The sequence below is a fragment of the Bradyrhizobium sp. 14AA genome, from assembly GCF_054185205.1.
Map to the genome: position 1 here is coordinate 134,542 of NZ_JAVAYM010000019.1, position 20,222 is coordinate 154,763.

General features: G+C 66.2%; 16 protein-coding genes. 2 read left to right on the top strand and 14 right to left on the bottom strand.

Annotated elements, in window-relative coordinates:
* Nucleotides 1-2: 2 nt before the first annotated feature.
* From RAD15_RS29400 to RAD15_RS29430, 7 genes are all read right to left on the bottom strand, one after another.
* Entirely contained in the window at nt 3-596 is a 594-nt protein-coding gene (locus RAD15_RS29400; protein ID WP_458181707.1) for a hypothetical protein, read from the bottom strand.
* An 83-nt stretch (nt 597-679) separates the two neighbouring features.
* Entirely contained in the window at nt 680-2,080 is a 1,401-nt protein-coding gene (locus RAD15_RS29405; RefSeq protein WP_458181708.1) for a selenium-binding protein SBP56-related protein, read from the bottom strand.
* Nucleotides 2,081-2,503: 423 nt separating this feature from the next.
* Nucleotides 2,504-3,445 carry a dihydrodipicolinate synthase family protein gene (locus tag RAD15_RS29410; protein ID WP_458181709.1) on the bottom strand — a complete coding sequence of 314 codons (942 nt, stop codon included), beginning with the start codon at nt 3,443-3,445 and terminating at the stop codon, nt 2,504-2,506.
* Nucleotides 3,446-3,571: 126 nt separating this feature from the next.
* Nucleotides 3,572-5,653, bottom strand: coding sequence for a methyl-accepting chemotaxis protein (locus tag RAD15_RS29415; RefSeq protein WP_458181710.1), 2,082 nt, complete (start codon nt 5,651-5,653; stop codon nt 3,572-3,574).
* A gap of 114 nt (nt 5,654-5,767) precedes the next feature.
* Nucleotides 5,768-6,538: an enoyl-CoA hydratase gene (locus RAD15_RS29420; RefSeq protein ID WP_458181711.1), complete on the bottom strand. Its 771-nt coding sequence runs from the start codon at nt 6,536-6,538 to the stop codon at nt 5,768-5,770.
* Between the two features lie 12 nt (nt 6,539-6,550).
* Nucleotides 6,551-7,024 carry a MarR family winged helix-turn-helix transcriptional regulator gene (locus tag RAD15_RS29425; RefSeq protein WP_458181712.1) on the bottom strand — a complete coding sequence of 158 codons (474 nt, stop codon included), beginning with the start codon at nt 7,022-7,024 and terminating at the stop codon, nt 6,551-6,553.
* A 45-nt stretch (nt 7,025-7,069) separates the two neighbouring features.
* Nucleotides 7,070-7,729 carry a TetR/AcrR family transcriptional regulator gene (locus RAD15_RS29430; protein ID WP_458181713.1) on the bottom strand — a complete coding sequence of 220 codons (660 nt, stop codon included), beginning with the start codon at nt 7,727-7,729 and terminating at the stop codon, nt 7,070-7,072.
* Nucleotides 7,730-7,835: 106 nt separating this feature from the next.
* On the opposite strand from RAD15_RS29430, the gene RAD15_RS29435 reads away from it, so the two are divergent.
* Together RAD15_RS29435 and RAD15_RS29440 are read left to right on the top strand one after the other, a co-directional pair.
* Nucleotides 7,836-9,095: an HlyD family secretion protein gene (locus RAD15_RS29435; RefSeq protein WP_458181714.1), complete on the top strand. Its 1,260-nt coding sequence runs from the start codon at nt 7,836-7,838 to the stop codon at nt 9,093-9,095.
* Nucleotides 9,043-10,659, top strand: a complete 1,617-nt coding sequence (locus tag RAD15_RS29440; protein WP_458181715.1) for an MDR family MFS transporter — start codon at nt 9,043-9,045, stop codon at nt 10,657-10,659. The genes RAD15_RS29435 and RAD15_RS29440 overlap by 53 nt, the downstream gene beginning before the upstream one ends.
* A gap of 146 nt (nt 10,660-10,805) precedes the next feature.
* Here RAD15_RS29440 and RAD15_RS29445 read toward each other — a convergent pair whose 3' ends face one another.
* From RAD15_RS29445 to RAD15_RS29475, 7 genes are all read right to left on the bottom strand, one after another.
* Nucleotides 10,806-12,467 (bottom strand): tannase/feruloyl esterase family alpha/beta hydrolase, encoded by a 1,662-nt coding sequence (locus RAD15_RS29445; protein ID WP_458181716.1) that lies wholly within the window; start codon nt 12,465-12,467, stop codon nt 10,806-10,808.
* A 98-nt stretch (nt 12,468-12,565) separates the two neighbouring features.
* Nucleotides 12,566-14,020 (bottom strand): GntP family permease, encoded by a 1,455-nt coding sequence (locus RAD15_RS29450; RefSeq protein WP_458181717.1) that lies wholly within the window; start codon nt 14,018-14,020, stop codon nt 12,566-12,568.
* Nucleotides 14,021-14,023: 3 nt separating this feature from the next.
* Nucleotides 14,024-15,043 (bottom strand): patatin-like phospholipase family protein, encoded by a 1,020-nt coding sequence (locus tag RAD15_RS29455; protein WP_458181718.1) that lies wholly within the window; start codon nt 15,041-15,043, stop codon nt 14,024-14,026.
* A gap of 123 nt (nt 15,044-15,166) precedes the next feature.
* Nucleotides 15,167-16,411, bottom strand: coding sequence for a phosphoglycerate dehydrogenase (gene serA / locus RAD15_RS29460; protein ID WP_458181719.1), 1,245 nt, complete (start codon nt 16,409-16,411; stop codon nt 15,167-15,169).
* A gap of 299 nt (nt 16,412-16,710) precedes the next feature.
* Entirely contained in the window at nt 16,711-17,943 is a 1,233-nt protein-coding gene (locus RAD15_RS29465; protein WP_458181720.1) for a rhodanese-like domain-containing protein, read from the bottom strand.
* 75 nt (nt 17,944-18,018) lie between these two features.
* Nucleotides 18,019-19,209 carry a PepSY-associated TM helix domain-containing protein gene (locus RAD15_RS29470; RefSeq protein ID WP_458181721.1) on the bottom strand — a complete coding sequence of 397 codons (1,191 nt, stop codon included), beginning with the start codon at nt 19,207-19,209 and terminating at the stop codon, nt 18,019-18,021.
* Nucleotides 19,202-20,218, bottom strand: a complete 1,017-nt coding sequence (locus tag RAD15_RS29475; RefSeq protein WP_458181722.1) for an extracellular solute-binding protein — start codon at nt 20,216-20,218, stop codon at nt 19,202-19,204. The genes RAD15_RS29470 and RAD15_RS29475 overlap by 8 nt, the downstream gene beginning before the upstream one ends.
* Nucleotides 20,219-20,222 lie beyond the last annotated feature (4 nt).

Consider the following 20,222-nt stretch of genomic DNA (forward strand, 5'->3'; position numbering starts at 1 on the left):
CCTCAGCGCCAGCTCGCAAGATTCAAGGCGAGCGCCACGGCGCCAACCAGAACGAGGCTGACCGCCCAGACTGCATCCAGATTGAACCAGCTTCGCGAAACGAACCTCAGTCCCAGATGGCGGTAGACCAGCCACGCCAGACATCCGCCGGCGCCGACCATGGCGGCAACGTGCACCAGGGACACCAGCACCGCCATCCCGAGATTTGCCTTCATCAGCGCGCCCGCCGCCTCATGGCCGGCATCGAGCTCGAAGGCCTGGCAGAGCCCGAGATAGATCGGCACCAGCATCAAGGCGGCGCCGTGAGCAATGGCGACGGCAAACGACCAGAGCGCCAATTGCGTCGGCGGAATTCGTGCCAGCGCGCGGGGATGACGCCGGTCGATCAGTCGATAGACGCCAAAGCCGATGACGAGAAGGCTCGCGCCGATCTGGATCGAACGCTGCCACTCGGCCAGCACGAGCAGGAACGCGAACGGCAGCAGCACGAGAAGTGTTGCCAGGAGATGCCCGGCCGCCAGGGCCCACAACGCGCGGAAGAGCGCGGATGGGCTCTTGTCCATGAGCCCGGCCGAAACGGCGAGCGGCCATCCCATCCCCGGATTGACTCCGTGATAGAGGCCGCTCGCAACAAGCGCGAGCCACAGCCAGCCAAGCGCCGGGCTCGCGTGCCCCCAATCTAGACCGACGGGTAGCAAAAGGAGTCCGTCGAACAATCGCCGCCCTCCAGCCTGATCTGGTGCGCACGATAGCCGTCCGGGAAGCTCACGAAGTAGTCCTTGTCGAGCTCGAGGCCGCCGTTGCGACCGACATTGGCCATGACTTCCACGCCCGGAACTCCATCGGGATAGAACTGGTCGTCCCAGGTGGAATAGAGCGAATTGGTCCAGTACACGCGCCTGCCGTCGCGGCTGATCTCGACCATCTGCGGGCCGGCCGCAAAGGCCTTGCCATTCGGATGCGCTGTACGGCGTGCGATGCCGCCGATGTGAACCGAGCCCGCAAGCTTCGGCTTTCTGGGATCGCTGACGTCGTACTGGCGCATTTCACCGGTACCCCAGCACGAGACATAGAGAAACCGGTCATCCATCGACAGGTCGATGTCGGTCACCAGCGGTGGCACGGCGCCGAATCCCTGCAGCAGCGGCGGGAGCTTCTCCTTCGGCGCGGGCTCGGGCGGGATCGTCGCCGTCTTCTCGGCATGGAATTTCCCGCCTTCGCGCCACCAAGTCCAGATCGATGCTTCGAGATTGGTGGTGTCGACCACAACGCCCACGAAACCGTATTCGCGAACCGGATCGTGCGCAGGCCGCACCTCCAGCGCCATCTGATGATTGGCGCCGAGGTCGACGGTCTGCACGTTGCGCCGGGCGCGGAGATCCCAGAAGTGGAGACGATGGCCATATTTGTTCGACAGCAGATCCTCCGGGACGATCCCGTTCTCGAACTGCGGCGGCAACGCCCATTCGCTCGTCACCATGTAGTCGCGCGGCAGATTCCACCAGAAGTCATAATGCAGCGTCTGCGGACCGCGGTCGATCTCCCATCGTCCAAGGACCTCGAACGTCTCGCAATCCATGATGAAGACGCCTGGAGGCCCGTTGGTGCCGTCCTTGCCGCCGCCGCCCAGCGTGCTCACGTAAATGCCGTCCGGCCCGCAATGGATGGTGTGCGGCCGCGAGTAGCCGGTCTTCTTGAAGACTTCCTCGGGCTCGATGATCTTGTGGATCTTGGCTTTGGTCGGATCGGGCTTGGTATCGATGATGTAGATCCGCGACGAGCGCAGCCCGGGGATGATGAGATAGCGCCGCTCAATGAAGGCGTGCCCGGTGAGCGGCGACAGAGCGGAGGAGCAGGCATTCCAGCCGAAGTGATGAAACTCGTCGCCCTTGTTGGGCATCGTCACGGTGTGGACGATCTGGCTGTAGGTCGGCGATCCCGGCTTGACGTCGATGACCGCGAGAGCGTCCGGCTTCGAGAAATCCGGACTGAGCAGCAGCGTGTAGGCAAAGTTCTCCGCAGGCGCTTCCATCGCAAGCCTGGGCGATGCGTGAAAGGTGGGGTCCGGCCTCATCGTCATGGCACTGCCTCCCTGTTCTGTTGGTTCGCGCCAACCTCGCTCGGGATAACGGCATTATGAAGAGGTGTTACGCGATGTCTCGAGATGCTCCGCGGGGCCTGGTTGGCCGGCGTATACTATGTCATCGCCAGGCTGTGGGAAACGGCCCGAACCGCGCTAATTCGACGCCTTCAGCCGAGATGGGCTTTTGCGATGGAGCCAGGGCGCCGCCTCTTCTCCGATGTCGTCCTGGCGAAAGCCAGGACCCATTACCCCAGGGAGGAGTTGTGGCGCGAGCTGCCAACAGCGAATCTTCGCCAAACCATTTCCCTAGGTAATGGGTCCTGGATCGGCGCTCACTCTGGACAAACGCTACGCGTTTGCCAGCAGTTCGCTTGTCCAGGACGACAGCTGAGGTATTCAGCGCAACGCAGCAAGTGGCCCTTACTTCCCCCACCGCAGCGCGAGCGCGTCGCGCTCCTTGGCGAGTTCCAGCAAGCCCGCACGCGTCGCCGGATGCAGCGGTTGCAGCGGATGCCGCACGGCCTCCGACTTGATCACGCCACCGGCCTGCATCATCGCCTTGCAGGCGATCAGGCCGCATTGGCGGTTCTCGTAGTTGATCAGCGGCAGCCAGCGTTCATAGGCGGCCTTCGCCTTCTCGCGATCGCCGGCGAAATAGGGATCGATGATCTGGCGGATGCCGTCGGGATAGCCGCCGCCGGTCATGGCGCCGGTGGCGCCGGCATCGAGATCGGCAAGCAGCGTGATCGCCTCCTCGCCGTCCCAGGGGCCTTCGATGTCCTTGCCGCCCGCCTCGATCAGGCTACGGAGCTTCGACGCTGCGCCTGCGACCTCGATCTTGAAATAGCGGATGTTGGCGAAGTCGCGCGCCAGCCGCGCCAGCAGCTCGACCGAGAGCGGCGTGCCGGCGACCGGCGCATCCTGGATCATGACGGGAATGTCGATTGCGCCCGAGAGCACCTTGAAGAACTCGACGATGCCTTTCTCAGGAACCCGGAAGGTCGCACCGTGATAGGGCGGCATCACCATCACCATGGCGGCGCCCGCGGCCTCGGCCTGCTTGCTGCGCGCCGCGCAGACCGCCGAGCTGAAATGGGTCGTCGTCACGATCACGGGAACCCGTCCCGCGACGTGCTCCAGCACCGCATGCATCACGGTTTCGCGCTCGGCATCGGTGAGCACGAACTGCTCGGAGAAATTGGCGAGGATGCACAGACCATTCGAGCCGGCATCGATCATGAAATCGATGCAGCGGCGCTGGCCCTCGAGGTCAAGCTCGCCGCGCTCGTCGAAGATGGTGGGCGCCACCGGGAACACGCCGCGATAGGGGCGCTGGGCCTTGTGGTGTGGCGTGACCGGCATTGAACTCTCCATCCCTGATATGTCTTACGTCTGTCGCCGCATAGGTGGCGCGGCGGCACAGATGTACCCGCCGCGCGGACCGGCGGCAATGCCCGCGCGACGTCAGGACGAAAGGATCGATGGGAGCTACGCGCTCTTCACCGCGCCGAGGAAGCCCTCGACCGCGACGCGGAGACGATCGGCGTCGGCCGACATCTTCTTGACGGACTCCGACAACACCGTGCCGGCGTTGCCGGTCTCCTGGTTGAGCCTGGCGACGCTGCCGATGGTGTCGGTGACCTCGCGCGTGCCCTGAGCGGCCTGCTGGAAATTGCGCGAGATCTCGGTGGTCGCCGCGCGCTGCTGTTCGACGGCGGCGGCAATCGCCGTCATCTTCTCGTCGATGCCGCTGATGGCGCCGCCGATCGAACGGATGGCGGCAACGGCCTGGCCGGTGGCGCCCTGGATCTCCGCGACCTGACGCGAGATTTCTTCCGTCGCCGTCGCCGTCTGCGAGGCGAGGCTCTTGACCTCGCCGGCGACCACGGCGAAGCCGCGGCCGGCCTCGCCCGCGCGCGCGGCTTCGATCGTGGCGTTCAGGGCCAGAAGATTGGTCTGGCCGGCGATGGCGTTGATCATCTTCACGACCTCGCCGATGCGGCTCGCGGTCTGGTCGAGGATCTCGACCGTCGCGTTGGTCTGCTCCGCCTGCGCCACGGCTTCGCGCGCCTCGCGGGCGCTGGCCTGCACCTGCGCGGAGATTTCGCCGACGGATGCGGACAGTTCCTCGGTCGCGGCGGCGATGGTCTCGAGATTGTTGGTGGCCTGCTCGGCGGAGGACGAGACCGCCGCGGTCTGGCTGCTCGATTCCGAAACCAGCGAGCGCACGTCGGTCGCGGTGGCATCGAGTTCCCTCGTCGACGCCGCAACGCCGTGAATGACGGCCTGCACGGTGTCGTCGAAACTGCGGCACGCGGCATCGACGGTGCCGGAGCGGGCGAGCTGGAGCGCCTGCTGCGATTCGCGTTCCTGGCCGAGGCGTTCCGCGGTCGCCGCACTCTCGCGCAGGCTTTCGAGCGCGGCGGCCATGGTGCCGAACTCGTCGGGATAGCGCGATTGCGGAACCGGCGTCGCATAGTCGCGCGCGCTGATGCGGGCGATGGCGTCCAGAATGGCGCGCACCGGGCGCATCAGGCGGTTGCGCACCACGAACACGCCGGCCAGCGTTACCGCGAGCGCCAGCAGGAAGGCGAGCGACTGCACCACGAGATTGGTGAGCGCCTTCGCCTGAACCGTCTCCGCACGCGCGATCGACTGATCGAGTGCCTTGTTCGCGACCGCGACGATGGACGCGAAGGGCGACTGGCACAGCGCGTTCCACTCCGAGGCGGGCATCGCAGGCTTGCCGCTGCCGTCGAGATTCCTGGTGAGCTCGCCGATCTGCTTGAGGACGCCATCGGTCTTGGCCCGCGCCTCGTTGGCGGCGTTGACTAGGTCCGCTGTCACGTCCGGGGCGGCCAGCAACTCACCCATGCCGGTCCAGCCTGCGCCGACGATGCCGTTCCAGCCGGCCACGGTCTGCTTCTGGGTCTCGTCGAGCGGCTTGCTGGCGTTGATGTTCGGACGCAAGGTCGAGCACTGGATGCCGTAACGGTCGCGCACCTGCCAGGCAAGGCGGCGGACCTGGATCATGCGGGCGATGAAGGGATCGTCCATCCAGGCGCGGTTCGACACCGCGGTGGACGCGAGATTGGCGGTGTCGATCACCTTGGTGACGGCATCGTACCAGGCCCCGGTGCGCTCCATCTTGCGCTCGGCACGCGGCAGCTTGGCCTCGTCGTAGAACAGCTGGAACTTCGGCGCAGCTTCACTCCAGCGCTGCGTCAGCGCGCTTGCGAGTTCGTCGCGACGGGCGAATTCGATGGTGGAGAGCGCGGCGACGATGGAGTCATAGCCGGCCTGCTCGGCCTTCTCGGCGGCCCCTAACTTGGCGCGCGGGTCATCCTCGCCGAGGATGGCGCTCTGGGCATCGCCGCGATTGTTGCGCAGCGCGAGCACGCCATGGAAGATCGCCTTGTCGGCGGCCGCAAGCCGCGCCGTTTCGAGGCTGTCGCTATAGCGGCCGAAGGCACCGACCATCTGGATCGCCGTGCTGGCCAGCGCGCCGGCGGCCAACAGGGCCATCAGCGTCAGGAGAAGCGAGCTTACCGATTTCTTAAACATTGCCATGGGTCGGGGGGCCTACCATCAGAAGTAGCCACCCTGCACCGCGACATACCAAGGATCGGTTAAGGTTTTAGTCAAATTGCCGGGACCACCTCGCCTGGCCCCGGCAAGCCGTCGTCATGCAACCTTCGTAAAGTCGGGCGGGCGGCGCTCGGCGAACGCCGTGAACGCTTCGCGCGCCTCCGCTGTGCGCAGGCGCTGCGCGAACTGCTCGCCTTCGGCCTGCATCTGCGCGACCAGCACCTCGCCGTTGCGCATCAGCTTCTTGGTGGCGGTGAGTGCGCCGGCCGGCTGGCGGGCGAGACGCTGGGCGAGCGCAAGCGCCTCGGCATCGAGCTTGTCGAGCGGCACGACGCGGTTGGCGAGCCCCCATTCCAGCGCGGCCTTCGCCGGCACCGTTTCGCCGAGCGCGAACATCTCGTAGGCGCGGGCATAGCCGATGCGCGCCGGCATCAACAGGCTGGAGGCCGCTTCCGGCACCAGCGCGAGACTGACGAAGGGCGTCGACAATTGCGCGTTGTCTGCGAGCACGACGAGGTCGCAATGCAGGAGCATCGTGGAGCCGACGCCGACGGCGCGGCCCTGCACGGCCGCGACCAGCGGCCGGGTGCAGCGCGCCAGCGACTGGATGAAGCGCACGACGTTGCGGCTTCCTTCCGACTTGCCGGAGGCGACGGCCGCGAACTCGCCGACATCGTTGCCGGCGGTGAACATGTCGCCCTCGCCGCGGATCAGAATCACGCGGGCCGACGGATCGAACTCGGCGGATTCGATGGCATCGGCAAGCTTGCCGTACATCGCATCCGTCAGCGCGTTCTTCTTGTCGGGGCGCGCCAGCGTGAGGCTGAGGATTCCACTGTTGCTCTCAACTCGCACATGCTCGGTCATGGGTCTCTCCTCTTAGTCCTCTGGATCTTTTGTGGGGTCTCTTGTCGGGTCTCTTGGAAACTTGTCCTGAATGCTCGTCAGCCAGCGCGCGACGATGTCGATCTCCGCAGCTGTAAATCCGTCCGTCAGCGCCGCGTTGACCTCGGCCGCGCCGGCTTTCGCCTGCGCCAGCGCAGTGCGCCCCTTCGGCGTCAGCCAGATGCGCCAGGCGCGCCCGTCCTCGCGGTCGGCCCGCCGCTCGATCAGTCTTGCGGCTGCCGTGCGGTCGACGAGGCCGGAAATGCCGGCCGGCCCCATATCGAGTGCCGCGCCCGCCTCGCCCATCAGGACGCCGTCCTGCTTGCCGAGGATGAACAACAGCCCCGCCTGCGCCGGCGTCACCTCGTTCTCGGGCCGCGCCGCCATCCAGCGCTGCAACCGGCGTTGCGCGACGCTCAGCAAATAGATCAGCCGATGATGCCGCGCGCCGGCTTCTTTATTTCGCATGCGAAATACATAGCCGAAGCGACCCGGCTTGTCAAAAGCCGGCCGTCAGGTCGATTCGACGCGGCAGCCGTCGAGGAACAGGGCCGCGCAGGTCCGCACCCGGCGCTCGATCTGCTTGCGTGACGGCAGCGGCATGCCGCCATAGATCGCGGCACGCTGCGGCGCCGATGCGACCATGCCGATCAGCATGCCGGCGACGTCATCGACATCGTCGACGGCGATGCGCTTGCGCTTGACCTGAAGGCGCAGCCAGCCCGCCAGCGCCTTGACGGTGCGGGCGATGCCGTTGTTGTAGAAGTTCGCAGCGAGCTCGGGAAATGTGGCGGATTGCTGTAGCACCATGCGCTGCAACGCCACGACCTCCGGGTCAAGCGCGAGATCGGCGCAGGCCAGCAGCGCGGCGCGCAGGCCGGTTTCGATATCGACCTCGTCGCTGGTTTGCAGATCGACGGCTGACAGCAGGCGCTCCAGCCTGTCCGCGCACATCGCCTCGAACAGCGCGGCCTTGCCGGGGAACAGACGATACAGCGTCTTGGTCGAGATGCCGGCGCCACGCGCCAGCTCCTCGGTGCTGGTCGCCGCATAGCCTTCGCTGGCGAACGTATGCCGCGCGGCTTCGAGGACGATCTGCTTCGTCTCCTCGTCGCTGCGCACCGGCGGTCGTCCGCGCGGGCGGGCTTCGCTTTCCGATTTTGCCTGAGCCAAGTTTTTCTCAGCCATGTCTTTAAATGATGCCTGTCATTCCATTGACAATTCCAAAGCTAGTCTCATTTTGGAAATCGTCAAGTTTCCTAATTCAGGGGAGCCGGCCATGACCGTCCACACCACCCCATCCGCAGCCGCCCAGACCGCCCTTCCCGCATCCGCGCTGGAGGGTGTCCTGCCCGCCACGCCGACCCGCGCCAGCCGGGAAAAACTCAATCTTCGCAAACTGTTGCTGATGGGCGCGGCATTCGTCGCGCTGGCCGGCGCAAGCTGGTACGGCTACGATTACTGGACCGTCGGCCAGTACCTCGTCTCCACCGATGACGCCTATGTGAAGGCCGACAACACCACCATCGCGCCGAAGGTCAGCGGCTATCTCAACCGGGTTCTGGTTGCCGATAACGAGCATGTGAAGGCCGGACAGGTGCTGGCCGGGATCGACGACCGCGACTTCCGCGTCGCGCTCGACCAGGCTCGCGCCGATGTCGCCGCCGCGAACGCGACGGTGACGAGCAAGCAGGCCCAGCTCGAGGTTCAGGAAGCGGTGATCGCAGCCGCGAAGGCGACCATCGATGTCGACACGGCCGCGAAGACCTTCGCGCAGCAGGAGAACAAGCGCTACACGGATCTCGCCAAGACCGGCTATGGCAGCGTGCAGAATGCGCAGCAGGCGCAGGCGCGCGATGCCGGCGCGGACGCCGCGATCGCGCGCGACAACGCCAACCTCATCTCCGCACAGAAGCAGGTCGATCTCCTCAAGGCCGAGATCGTGCAGGCCAAAGCCGCCGCCGCGCGCGCCGCCGCGGTCCAGCAGCAGGCAGAGCTCAATCTCGGCTACACGACAGTCGTCTCGCCGATCGATGGCGTCGTCGGCAACCGCTCCTTGCGCGTCGGTCAGTTCGTGCAGGCGGGCACGCAGCTGATGTCGATCGTGCCGGCTGAAGGTGCCTATGTCGTCGCCAATTTCAAGGAGACCCAGCTCACCCACGTCCGGCCGGGCCAGACCGTCGATATCGAGGTCGACATGTTCCCGGGACAGGTGGTGCATGGCCGCGTCGATTCCATTGCGCCGGCCAGCGGCCAGGAATTCGCGCTGCTGCCGCCCGACAACGCCACCGGCAATTTCACCAAGGTGGTGCAGCGCATCCCGGTCAAGATCGCGCTCGACACCGCGCATGGCCCCGCGATCGCGCTGCGGCCCGGCATGTCCGTGATCCCGACCATCGCAACACGTTCGACCGCGCCGACCGCGCATGCGGCCGCGGCACCCAAGACAAACGTAAAGGCAAAGCTCGTCTCCGGAGGATCGTGCCATGTCAAGCAGCCTCTCGCTTTCGACGCAAGCAACACCGGCCGCGACGTCTGATCGCGCGGCCAGCGATCCCAACCGCGCAAGTGCCGCGGTCTGGGTCGCCGTGCTCGCCGCCATGATCGGCTCGTTCATGGCGATCCTGAACATCCAGATCACCAACGCCTCGCTGGCCAACATCGAGGGCGGCATCGGCACGGGCGCCGACAACGGCTCCTGGATCTCGACGTCGTACCTGATCGGCGAGATCATCGTGATCCCGCTGACCGACTATGTCAGCCACGTGTTCTCGTTCCGCCGCTACATGCTGGCGAGCGCGACGCTGTTCGCCGCCTTCTCGGTCGCCTGCGCCTTCACCCACGACCTGCCGTCGATGATCGCGATGCGCGGCCTGCAAGGGTTTGCCGGCGGCGTGCTGATCCCGATGGCGTTCACGCTGGTGCTGACCAAGCTGCCGAAGCCGCAGCAGCCGGTGGGGCTCGCGATCTTCGCGCTGTCAGTGACCTTCGCACCCGCGATCGGCCCGACCATCGGCGGCTATCTCACGGAGAACTACGGCTGGCGCACCATCTTCTTCGTCAACGTGATCCCGACCGCCGTGATGGTCGCCGCGCTCTATCTGACGCTGGAGAAGCAGAAGATGCAGCTCGGCCTTTTGAAGGAAGGCGACTGGGCCGGCATCTTCACCATGGCGATCGGGCTGTCGGCGCTGCAAGCCGTGCTCGAGGAAGGCAACAAGGACGACTGGTTCTCCTCGCCCTTCATCGTCAAGCTGGCGATCATCGCGGCCGTCAGCCTCACGCTGTTCGTCGCGATCGAGCTCAGCATCGAGAAGCCGCTGATCCGGCTGCGTCTGCTGACGCAGCGCAATTTCGGCTTCGGCACCCTCGCGATGACCATGGTCGGCTTCGCGCTGTTCGGTTCGGTCTACATTCTGCCCGCCTATCTCGGCCAGGCGCAGGGCTACAATGCAGAGCAGATCGGCAACGTGCTGGCCTGGACCGGCCTGCCGCAGCTCGTGCTGATCCCGCTGATCCCGAAGCTGATGCAGCGCTTCGACACGCGCTATATCGCCATCACCGGCCTTTTGATCTTCGCCTATAGCTGCTTCATGAACACGGGCATGTCGCCGGACTATGCCGGCGACCAGCTCTGGATCCCCAACATCGTCCGCGCCGTGGGACAGGCCATGGTGCTGACGCCGCTGACCTCGGTGCTGACGGGCGGTATCGCACCGCAGGATGCGGCCGCGGCCTCCGGCATCAGCAACATGTTCCGCAATCTCGGCGGCGCGATCGGGACAGCGACGCTTGCGACCATCATCACCAAGCGCGAGCAGTTCCATTCCAACATCATCGGCCAGTCGGTCACGCTCGGCCGCGAGGAAGTCCGCACCCGCATCGCGCAGATGACGGATTACTTCATGGCCCACGGCGTGCCCGACCCCAACGCCGCGCGCGAGCAGGCCATCATCGCGCTCGGCAAGACCGTGAAGCGCCAAGCGCTGGTGATGGGCTATTCCGACGCCTTCGCCGTGATCGGCGCGGTGCTCGTCCTCGCCGCGATCGCGGTGCTGCTGACGCGGCGGGTGAAGGCGGCGGGTGGGGGCGGTGCGCATTAGATCGTCATGCCCGGGCTTGTCCCGCCTGCGCGGCCGAAGCCGCTTCGGCGAGGCGAAGGCCCGGGCATCCACGTTCTCAGTGCAGCAAGGAAGGCGTGGATGGCCGGGACAAGCCCGGCCATGACGCTGTGGAAGCCATCGGTGACTCACTGCGCGCAGAAATAGCTCGACGCCTCCGTCACCGACCCCGCTTTGTGGTGCGGCCAGGCCGGCCAGCGGCACAGTGGCAGCGCGCGGACGACAGGGAACGCGGGCGCTTCGGCCTTCTGCTCGGTCACCTCGAGGTCGCCCGGCGCCTGGTCCTTCTCGACCCAGTCGACCAGCACGCTGAGCATGTCGACATTGGCGGGCGCCCCCGAGCCGACATGATCGACGCCGGGCGCGGTGTAGAGCCGCGCGAACAGCGCCGTCGTCGCCGTACCCATCAAACGCTCGACGCTCTCGAAATAGCGGATGCCGGCATAGGGGCTTTGCGCATAGTCCGCCATGTGCTCAAGGATGATCAGCTTGCCCTTGCGCTCGCGGAAACGGCTGAGATCGGGATCGGTCGAATCCATCAGCTTCGAGACCTCGAGCAGCCGCGCCTTGTGATCCTCCACCTTGTAGGTGGTGACGTCGAGCTTGGGATCGCGTGCGAACACATATCGGATGCCGCCGGCGCCGTAGATCCAGGCGATGCCGTTGTTGGGCGCTGGCGGCTGCGCCGGTGGCGCGGTGCCGAGCCACCAGGCGGTCCATCCGCCGGTCGGGCCGACCGCCGGCGTGTCCTCGCCCGACACGCCCCAGCCCGGATAGTCGTCGAGGCCGTTGGCGAGCGCGAACGGGAATTTGTAGGTCGCATGCAGGGTCTCGATCGCCTTGATCTGCGCGCCAGCGAGACACTGATCGCCCGTCTTACCGTCGGAGCAGCGCAGCGCCTCGACCTTGAATGCCGCCTTGCAGGATACGGGATCCTGCACCAGCGCATCGTCCGAGCCGTCGGCCTTGTCGCAAGCTGCGCGCACGGCCTCGCCGACGAGCTTGACCTGCGCCGGATTGATCCAGCCATCGCCCATGGTCACCAGGCCCGAGCGGGTGCCGGCATGCTGCAAGCCGACCCAGTTGATGACGGGCACACGTGAGAATATGCCGTCGAAATCGTCGGGGTAACGCTGCGCCATGGTGAGGCCTTCGCGGCCGCCTTCGGACGAGCCCATGAAGTACATCTTTTCAGGCTTCTTGCCGTAGGCGCGCTGCATCAGCGCGACTGCGGCATCGCGCACCTTCTTGTAGGCGCGGTGGGCGAAATTCTCGAAGGCTTCGTCGTTGAGTGCGAACAGCTGCGGCGGCTCGCCCGGCTTCGCCTCATGGCCGGAATCGGTGCCGTAGGTGACGAAGCCGCGCGCGAGCGGCGACGGCTTGTCGAAGGGATAGGCCGGCGGCAGCGTGAGGCCGGTGATCAACACGCCGTTAAAACCGCCGCCGCCATATTGCACCGAGCGGCCGTTCCATTCGACGGGCAGGTTGACCTGGAATTTGATCGGCGGCGCCTTGGGATCGACGGGGTCGATATGACCGAGCACCTTGCAGAAGCCCGGATTGGCCGGCGTGATGCGTCCCGACGGCGTCGGCCCGCGTTCGGCAACGGCGAGCTGCGAGGGGGCCTGCAACGTGGCGACATCGATCTTCACGGCATCGGCGCCGCCGACGAGGCCCTTGCAGACGGTGTCCGCATCCTCCGCCAGAGTCGCCGCATGCACCGAATTCGCGCTCCACGCGACCGCCGCGCCGACGAGCCATGCACACAACTTCGCCCTGTTTCGCGTCATCGTTTCCACCCGGCCTTTTCTATCTTGTTGCGTTCGATCGTTGGCCGCATTCAATGCAAGCTTCGCAGCTCCGTCAATCGCTGACGCCGTCGGTCCGGTCAGAAAGATCCCAGCGCACCGCCCAATGTGATGACGGCCACGAGCGCCAGCAGCGAGGTCACGATGCCGACCATCACGATGTCGAAATAGCTGTCGCGATGGCCGAGGCCGCAGATCGCGAGCAGGCTCACCACCGCGCCATTGTGCGGCAGGATGTCCAGCGTCCCCGCGCCGATCACCGCGACGCGATGCATCAGCGCAACATCGATGCCGGTGAGCGCGGCAAGCTCGACATAGGTCGGGCCGAGCGCGTCGAGGGCGATGGTCAGGCCGCCGGAGGCCGAACCGGTCAGCGCCGCCAGGATATTGGTCGCGACCGCGAGCGAGACCAGCGGGCCGCCTTCGATGGCGAGAACCCAGTCCCGCACCAGCGCAAACGCCGGCAGCGAGGCGACGACCGCACCGAACCCGACGAGGCTGGCGACGCTGAATGCGGGGAGGACCGACGCATTGGCACCGGCATCCATGGTCTGCCGCAATGCCGGCAGGCGCCGCCAGTTCAGCGCGATGACCGCGATGATGGCCGCGGTCAGCGCGACCGCGACCGACCACACGCCCGCGACGGCAGCGAGCGAGGTGCCGCCGAAGCGCTGCTCGGCGAGATAGGCAACGTCGAGCCGCGGCAGCACCAGGAGCGACATCACGAGATTGACCGCCACGACGATGATCAGCGGCAGGATCGCGTTCGGCACGGGCGCCTGCACGCCGCTGCGATGGCCACGTTGCATCTCCGCCGGATCGAACTCGCGTGCCGTCGTCGCGCGTTCACGCACGAGCTCGTCGGCGGCGGCGTGTTCGGCCGCGCCCTCGATGTCATCGCCATAGCCCTCCCCGGCGCGACGCGCCGCGGCTTCGGCGCGATGCAGCCACCACAATCCGGTGCCGAACATGATGAGGGTGGCGATGATGCCGAGGCCCGGTGCGGCGAAAGGCGTCGTGCCGAAGAACGGCATCGGGATCGCATTCTGGATCGACGGCGTACCCGGCAGCGCCGACATGGTAAAGGTTGACGTGCCCAGCACGATCGCCGCCGGAATCAGCCGGCGCGGAATCGCGGCAGCGCGAAACAGCGAGCGGGCCATCGGAACGATGACGAAGAACGCGACGAACAGGCTGACGCCGCCATAGGTGACCAGCGCGCCGGCAAGCACGACCGCGAGGATCACGCGCCGTTCGCCAAGCCGCTCCGCCATGAAGCCCGCGACCGACGTGACCGCGGCGCTGTCGTCCATCAATTTGCCGAACACCGCACCAAGCAGGAAGATCGGAAAGAACTGCGCCAGGAACCCGGCGGCGTTCACCATGAAGACCTGGGTCAGGTTCGCAAGCAGCGGCTCGCCGCCGAACAGCGCGGCCACCAGGGCCGCGAACGGTGCGAGCAGCAGGACGCTCCAGCCGCGGAAGGCAAAGAGGACGAGCAGGCCTAGACCCACGAGAATGCCGAGCAGACCCACGTCTCAGCACTCCGACAGGAGGACGTCGAGATCAGCGGTCGAGTGCCGGCCGATAGCTTCGCCGTGCTCGTCGAGAAACGCCTGCGCCGCCAGACGTCCTTCGCCGCGCAGCATCGAGACGAAATCCCATTCGGCGTTGAGCTTGGACGACGCGCCGAACTTGGCGAGCATGTCGCTCTTGACGCGGTGAGTCCGCATCTTCGCCCAGCGCGCGCCCTCGCCGCTGCCGGGATCGGCCGCCTGGCGGAGCAGCGCGATCATGCGCAACTCCTTCATCAGCGGCGAATTGAACGAAATCTCGTTCAGTCGATTGAGAATCTCCGCGGCGGTCCGCGGCTGCTCCTGCTTTTCGGTCGGATTGATCTGCACCAGGATCGTGTCGTGCGCGTCGCTTTCGCGAATGAGCGGCGTGATCGTGGGATTGCCCGCGAAGCCGCCGTCCCAATAGGGCTCGCCGTCGATTTCGATCGCGCGGAACATGGTCGGCAGGCAGGCCGACGCGAGCAAGACGTCGGCCGATATCTCGGCGTTGCGGAAGATCCGCCCGCGCCCCGTTCGCACCCGCGTCGCGGTGACGAACAGCTTGATCGGCGAACGCGCCAGCCGCTCGAAATCGATGCTCTCGTCCAGCACCGCACGCAGTGGATTGTAGCCGGTCGGATTGAGATCGTAGGGCGACAGCACGCGCGACATCAGGTCGGTGAGGATGTAGGCCGGCGAGGTGTCGAGCGTCCAGCGCCCCATCAGCCGGTCGATCGGCGAGCGCTGGAGCGGGCTGAAAGCTGCGGCCTTCGAGACGCGGCGCCAGTATCGTTCGAGCGCGTCACGCGCGCCCTCGGCGCCGCTGGCGGTCCACCCGTCCGCGAGCACCGCCGCATTCATCGCGCCTGCGGATGTTCCGGAGATCGCGGCGATATCGAGCCACTTCTCTTCCAGCAGACGATCGAGCACGCCCCAGGTGAAGGCGCCGTGAGAACCGCCGCCTTGAAGCGCGAGATCGATCAGCACCGAGTCCCGTTCCATGGCGGCACCCACGCAACTGAAGCACAAATTCGACGCGAATTGTCACAGGGGCGCCGAAGACGATGCGGTAGTCTAACGAGCCTCCGCCGGGAGATGCAACTGGAACGTGGGGCCTCTCACCATCTAGTGCTCGAACACCAGCCGTGCGCCGACCGTGCCCTCGAGGCTACGGATCTGCTCGAGCAGCGCGCCTGAATCCTGGCCGCCGAGATCGGCGTCGAGCACGACGTAGCCGAGGTCGCCGGCGGTCTCCAGATATTGCGCGGCGATGTTGATGTCGCGCTGGAGGAATACTTCGTTGAGCCGGCGCAGCATGCCCGGCACGTTGCGATGGACATGGCTGAAGCGGGCGCCGGAGGGACGCAGATGCAATTGCACTTCCGGGAAATTCACCGCGCCCATGGTCGAGCCCGTGATGAAATAGTCGACGAGCTTGCGCGCGACTTCGCCGCCGATGCGCTCCTGCGCCTCTTCGGTCGAGCCGCCGATATGCGGGGTGAGGATGACGTTCTCGAGGCCCTGGACCGGGCTCTTGAAGCGGTCCGCGTTCGACGAGGGCTCGACCGGAAACACGTCGATGGCGGCGCCAGCGAGATGACCGTCGCGCAACGCGCCTGCGAGCGCGTCGAGATCGACCACGGTGCCGCGGCTGTTGTTGATCAGGAACGAGCCTGGCTTCATCGCCCGCAGCTCCTTCTCGCCGATCATTCCGGCGGTCTCCGGCGTCTCCGGCACATGCAGGCTGACGACGTCGCTCTGCGCCAGCAGTTCCTCCAGCTTCTCGACCGGCTCGGTGTTGCCGTGGCGGAGCTTGTCGGTGCGGTCGAAATAGATCACCCGCATGCCGATCGCTTCCGCCAGCGTCGAGAGCTGCGAGCCGATATTGCCGTAGCCGATGATACCGAGCGTGCGGCCGCGCACCTCGCGGCTGCCGGTCGCCGACTTGTCCCAGCCGCCGTCATGGGCCGATACCGAGCGCGGAAAGATCCGCCGCAGCAGCATCACGATCTCGCCGATCACGAGCTCCGCGACGCTGCGCGTGTTGGAGAACGGTGCGTTGAAGACGGGAATGCCGCGCTTGCGCGCCGCCAGGAGATCGACCTGGTTGGTGCCGACGCTGAAGCAGCCGACCCCGAGAAGCTGGTCGGCCGCCGCGAGCACCTCATCGGTGATCTGGGTGCGCGAGCGGATGCCGAGCAGCGATACGCCCTTGAGCGCCCGCCGCAGATCCTCGCCGTCCAGCGCCTTGGTCAGCCGCTCGACATTGGTGAAGCCCGCCGTCCTGAACAGGTCGACAGCGCTATCATTGACGCCTTCGAGCAGCAGCGCCTTCGCGTTCCGCTCAGGGCCTTGGCCTGGGGCTGGCATAAAATCTCCATAGGTGACGGCTTTGCCGCAGCTCTTAGACCGCGGACGACGTCGAGCACAATAGGGTTTGGATACGGGGAGAAGATGGCGGGGTGGTCATCGTGCTTGGTGTACCAGACCCGTCATCCTGAGGTGCGAGCGCTGTGGTGCGAATGCACCACAGCGGAAGCCTCGAAGGATGACCGGCCCCGATGCAGCCGGACCGTCGCCCTTCGAGGGCCGCTGAAGAAGCGGCCACCTCAGGGTGACGGTGATAGTATGCTACTCGCGGCGCGAAGCAGAACTGGACCGCCCGTCCCTCAAATCACGTAAAACCCGTGCGTGCCGTCAAGGCGGAGCTGCTCGACGAGACCATATTCCCAATCGAGATAGGCCTGCATCGCGGCTTCCGCGACTTCGGTGCCTTCATAGGGCCGGCGGTAGCGGTGCGCCGGGTCGGGCTTCGGCAGAACGAGCGGCGGGCCGATCTCCAGCGTGCCTTCATAGCCACCCTCCAGGACATAGACCTCCCAGCCCATCTGCGCGAGCCAGGACGCCGTCATGTCGGCGCGCACGCCCTTGTCGTCGGTCAGGAGGATGCGCGCGCCGCGCACCGGCGCCGCCATGTCGGTCTCCTGGACCAGCTGGCCACCGGGATAATGGCGGAAGCCGGGGAGATGGCCGGCCGCATACTCCTCGGCGTCGCGCACGTCGAAGCGGTAGAGCGTGCGATCGGTCTGCGCGACAAGCGTCGCCATCTCGCGCGTACCGATATGGCGAACGCCGGCGCGATAGGCGACATCGCGCGCATTGGCCGGGCCGCCGTCGAACGATCCGATCGCACCACGCCGCTCGGCACCGTGGTTCAGCGTATGCCGCGCCAGCGTCCAGCCGATGGTACCGTTGCGCAGCGCCCGGACCTTGTTGGGCACGCCGGCATTGATCAGCGATTGCGTGCCGATGATCGAGCGGGTGCGGCCGGCGCAATTGACGATGATCGTGGTGTCGGGATCGGGCGCGGCCTGCCCCGCCCGCAGCACCAGCTCCGCGCCGGGCACGCTGACCGAGCCCGGAATGTTCATCGTCGCATATTCGTCGAAACGGCGGACGTCGAGGATGGCGATGTTGGCCTTCTCAGCGATCAGCTTTGCCACCTCGTCGGCGCTGAACGAGGGCGTGTGGCGGCGTGCTTCGACTAGCTCGCCAAACGCTTTCGAATAGGAGTTGACGTCCTCGAACACCTGATAGCCCGCGGCGCGCCAGGCTTTCAAACCGCCATCAAGCGCGCTGACATTGGTGTAACCGAACGCAGCAAGCCGTTCGGCGGCCGTCGCGGCCAATACCTCACCGTCATCATAAAGCACGATCGCCACGTCCTTGCGCGGCAGCCTCACCTCGGCTTCGACCTCGATCCGGTCCGCAGCCATGTTGGCGGCAAACAGGGGATGTCCGGTCGCGAACGCCGCCTCGTATCTGAGATCGAGCAGCGCGATCTCCTCGCGCAGAAGCAGTGCGCGGCGGATATCGGCGGGGGTGACGGTGGAAAGCTTCATGGCGTGAACCCTAGGGGAAGACAGGCCATGGGCTTTTGAACGATTGCAGGCGCGTTGGCTAGCCTTCGCGCGGGTTCACTCGCCCGGAACGAGGCGCCCCAGCGGCGGCTGCACCGGGCGCCGCAGCTTGCGGCGTGACAGATACAGCAAAATACCCGTGACCGCGAACAGCGGCATCAAGGCCGCGGCGATCATGAACGCGAGCTTGCCCGGCCATCCCAGGATCGCGCCGCGATGGATGTCGTAGATGGCCGCGATGACCTTCTCGCCGAACGTCTTGTCGGCATAGCGTTCCGCGGAGACCAACTGACCGGTGACCGCGTCGATACGAAACTCGTCGCGCGTGGCCTCGAGCGTCATGTCCTTCTCCCAGGACCGGATCCGGATCGCCGTGCCCGGGCCCGCCGGCAGCGTCAACAAGGCCCTGGAGAAGCGGTCGCCCTCCTCGCGCTGGAACGTCGTCCATGCCCGATCGAATCCGATCGGTCGGGCCGGCTCGGCACGTTCGGCCGCGCGCGGCGACTTTGCGGGCATCTTGGGCTGCATCTTCGCGGCGACCTGCGGCCGTGCCAGCAGCCAGGCGACGCCATCCTTGTACCAGTCGAACGAGAACCACAGCCCGGTGAGCGTCATCACCAGATAGATCGGAAGCACCCAGGTGCCGATCACCGTATGCAGCGACCGGTGCAGGGCGCGGCCGCCGAGGGCGAGATTCGGCTTCAGCCACATCTTCACGCTGCCGGCGCGGCGCGGCCAGCGCAGCACGAGGCCGGAAATCAGCATCACGATCAGGCCGAGCGCGGCAGTGCCCGTGATCGGACGTCCCCAGCCCTTGGCGTCACCGGGGATGAGAAGCCAGCGATGCAGCCTGCGCACGGTCGCGAAAAATTCCTCGCCACGCGGCGAGCCCAGTACGCGCGCGTCGTAGGGGTCGACATAGAGCGAGGCGGGCCGTCCGCCCTGCTCGTCGCGGCCGAAGCGGACATGAACCGCAGCGGCCGGATCGCTCGACAGCGTGACGGCCGAGACCTTGCCGAGATCCTGCCCCGCCTTCAGCCGGGCCACCAGTTCGTCCGGCATCAACACCGGCACCTGACGCGGCGCGACCTGCATGATGCCGGCGTTGAGATGATCGACGATCTCATCCTCAAAACCCATGATCGCGCCGGTCAGCGCGACCAGGGACAGCAGCAGCGTGAGGACCAGGCCCGCAATGGAATGGACCTGGAGCAGCGTGGCCTTGATGGTGTGTCCCACCCTACTCATCGAAGCCCGCCTTCCTGATGAGTGCGATCGCGGCTTGCTGATGTGCGGCGATCTGGTCGATCGGCAGCGCGTCCGCGACGAACGAGCCGATATCCGCGAGGACAGAAGCCCGCTGCGCCGCGGCGAGCATGGGATATTCCAGGTCGGCGTCGGCAAATATCCGTTGCGCGGCAGGCGTGACAAGGAATTCGAGGAACTGTCGCGCCAACGCCGGATGCGGCGCGTATTTCGCGATGGCCGCGTCAGTGAGGTTCACATGCGTGCCACGACCCTTGAATGTCGTTGCCACCGCCTTGACGTCCATCGCCCAGGCGCGCCAGTCGGCGCCTTCCCGCCCGTCGCGCAATTGCGCCAGCGCCACCGTATTGCCGATGCCGATCTCGCAAATGCCTTGCGCGATCTCGCGGATCACGTCGTTGTCCTTGCCGTCAGGCTTGTGCGCGAGATTGGCCCTCAGGCCCGTAAGCCAGGCCGCGGTCGCGGCTTCGCCATGATGGGCGAGATAGGCCGCGACCAGCGCGACATTGTTCTGATGCAGCGGCGAGCGCATGCATAATCTGCCGTGCCATTGCGGACTGGTGAGATCTTCATAGTCGATCGCCGCGAGCACGCTGTCCTTGCTCACGAGCACGACGCGCGGGCGAATCGCCAGCGCGACCCATTGTGCGTCGCCGCCGCGCAGATTTGGCGGCTCCGCCTGCTCGATCAGCGCGGATGAAAGAGCCTGGGTCAGACCGCGGGCGGCGAGCTGGGTGGTCTTGTCCAGTCCGATCGTCAACAGGACATCTGCGGGTGACGCCGCGCCTTCCGACGCAAGGCGCTTGACGAGACTGTCCTCGACGAAGACGACGCTCACCTTGACGCCGCTGGCTTCCGTGAACGCAGTAACCACAGGCGCGACCAGGGCAGACTCTCTGGTCGAATAAAGCGTGATGTCCTCAGCGTGACCGGCAACCGCCGTGCAGACAGCCGCCAGCGCGATCAGGACCGCGATGGCTTTGTGCCGCATTGCC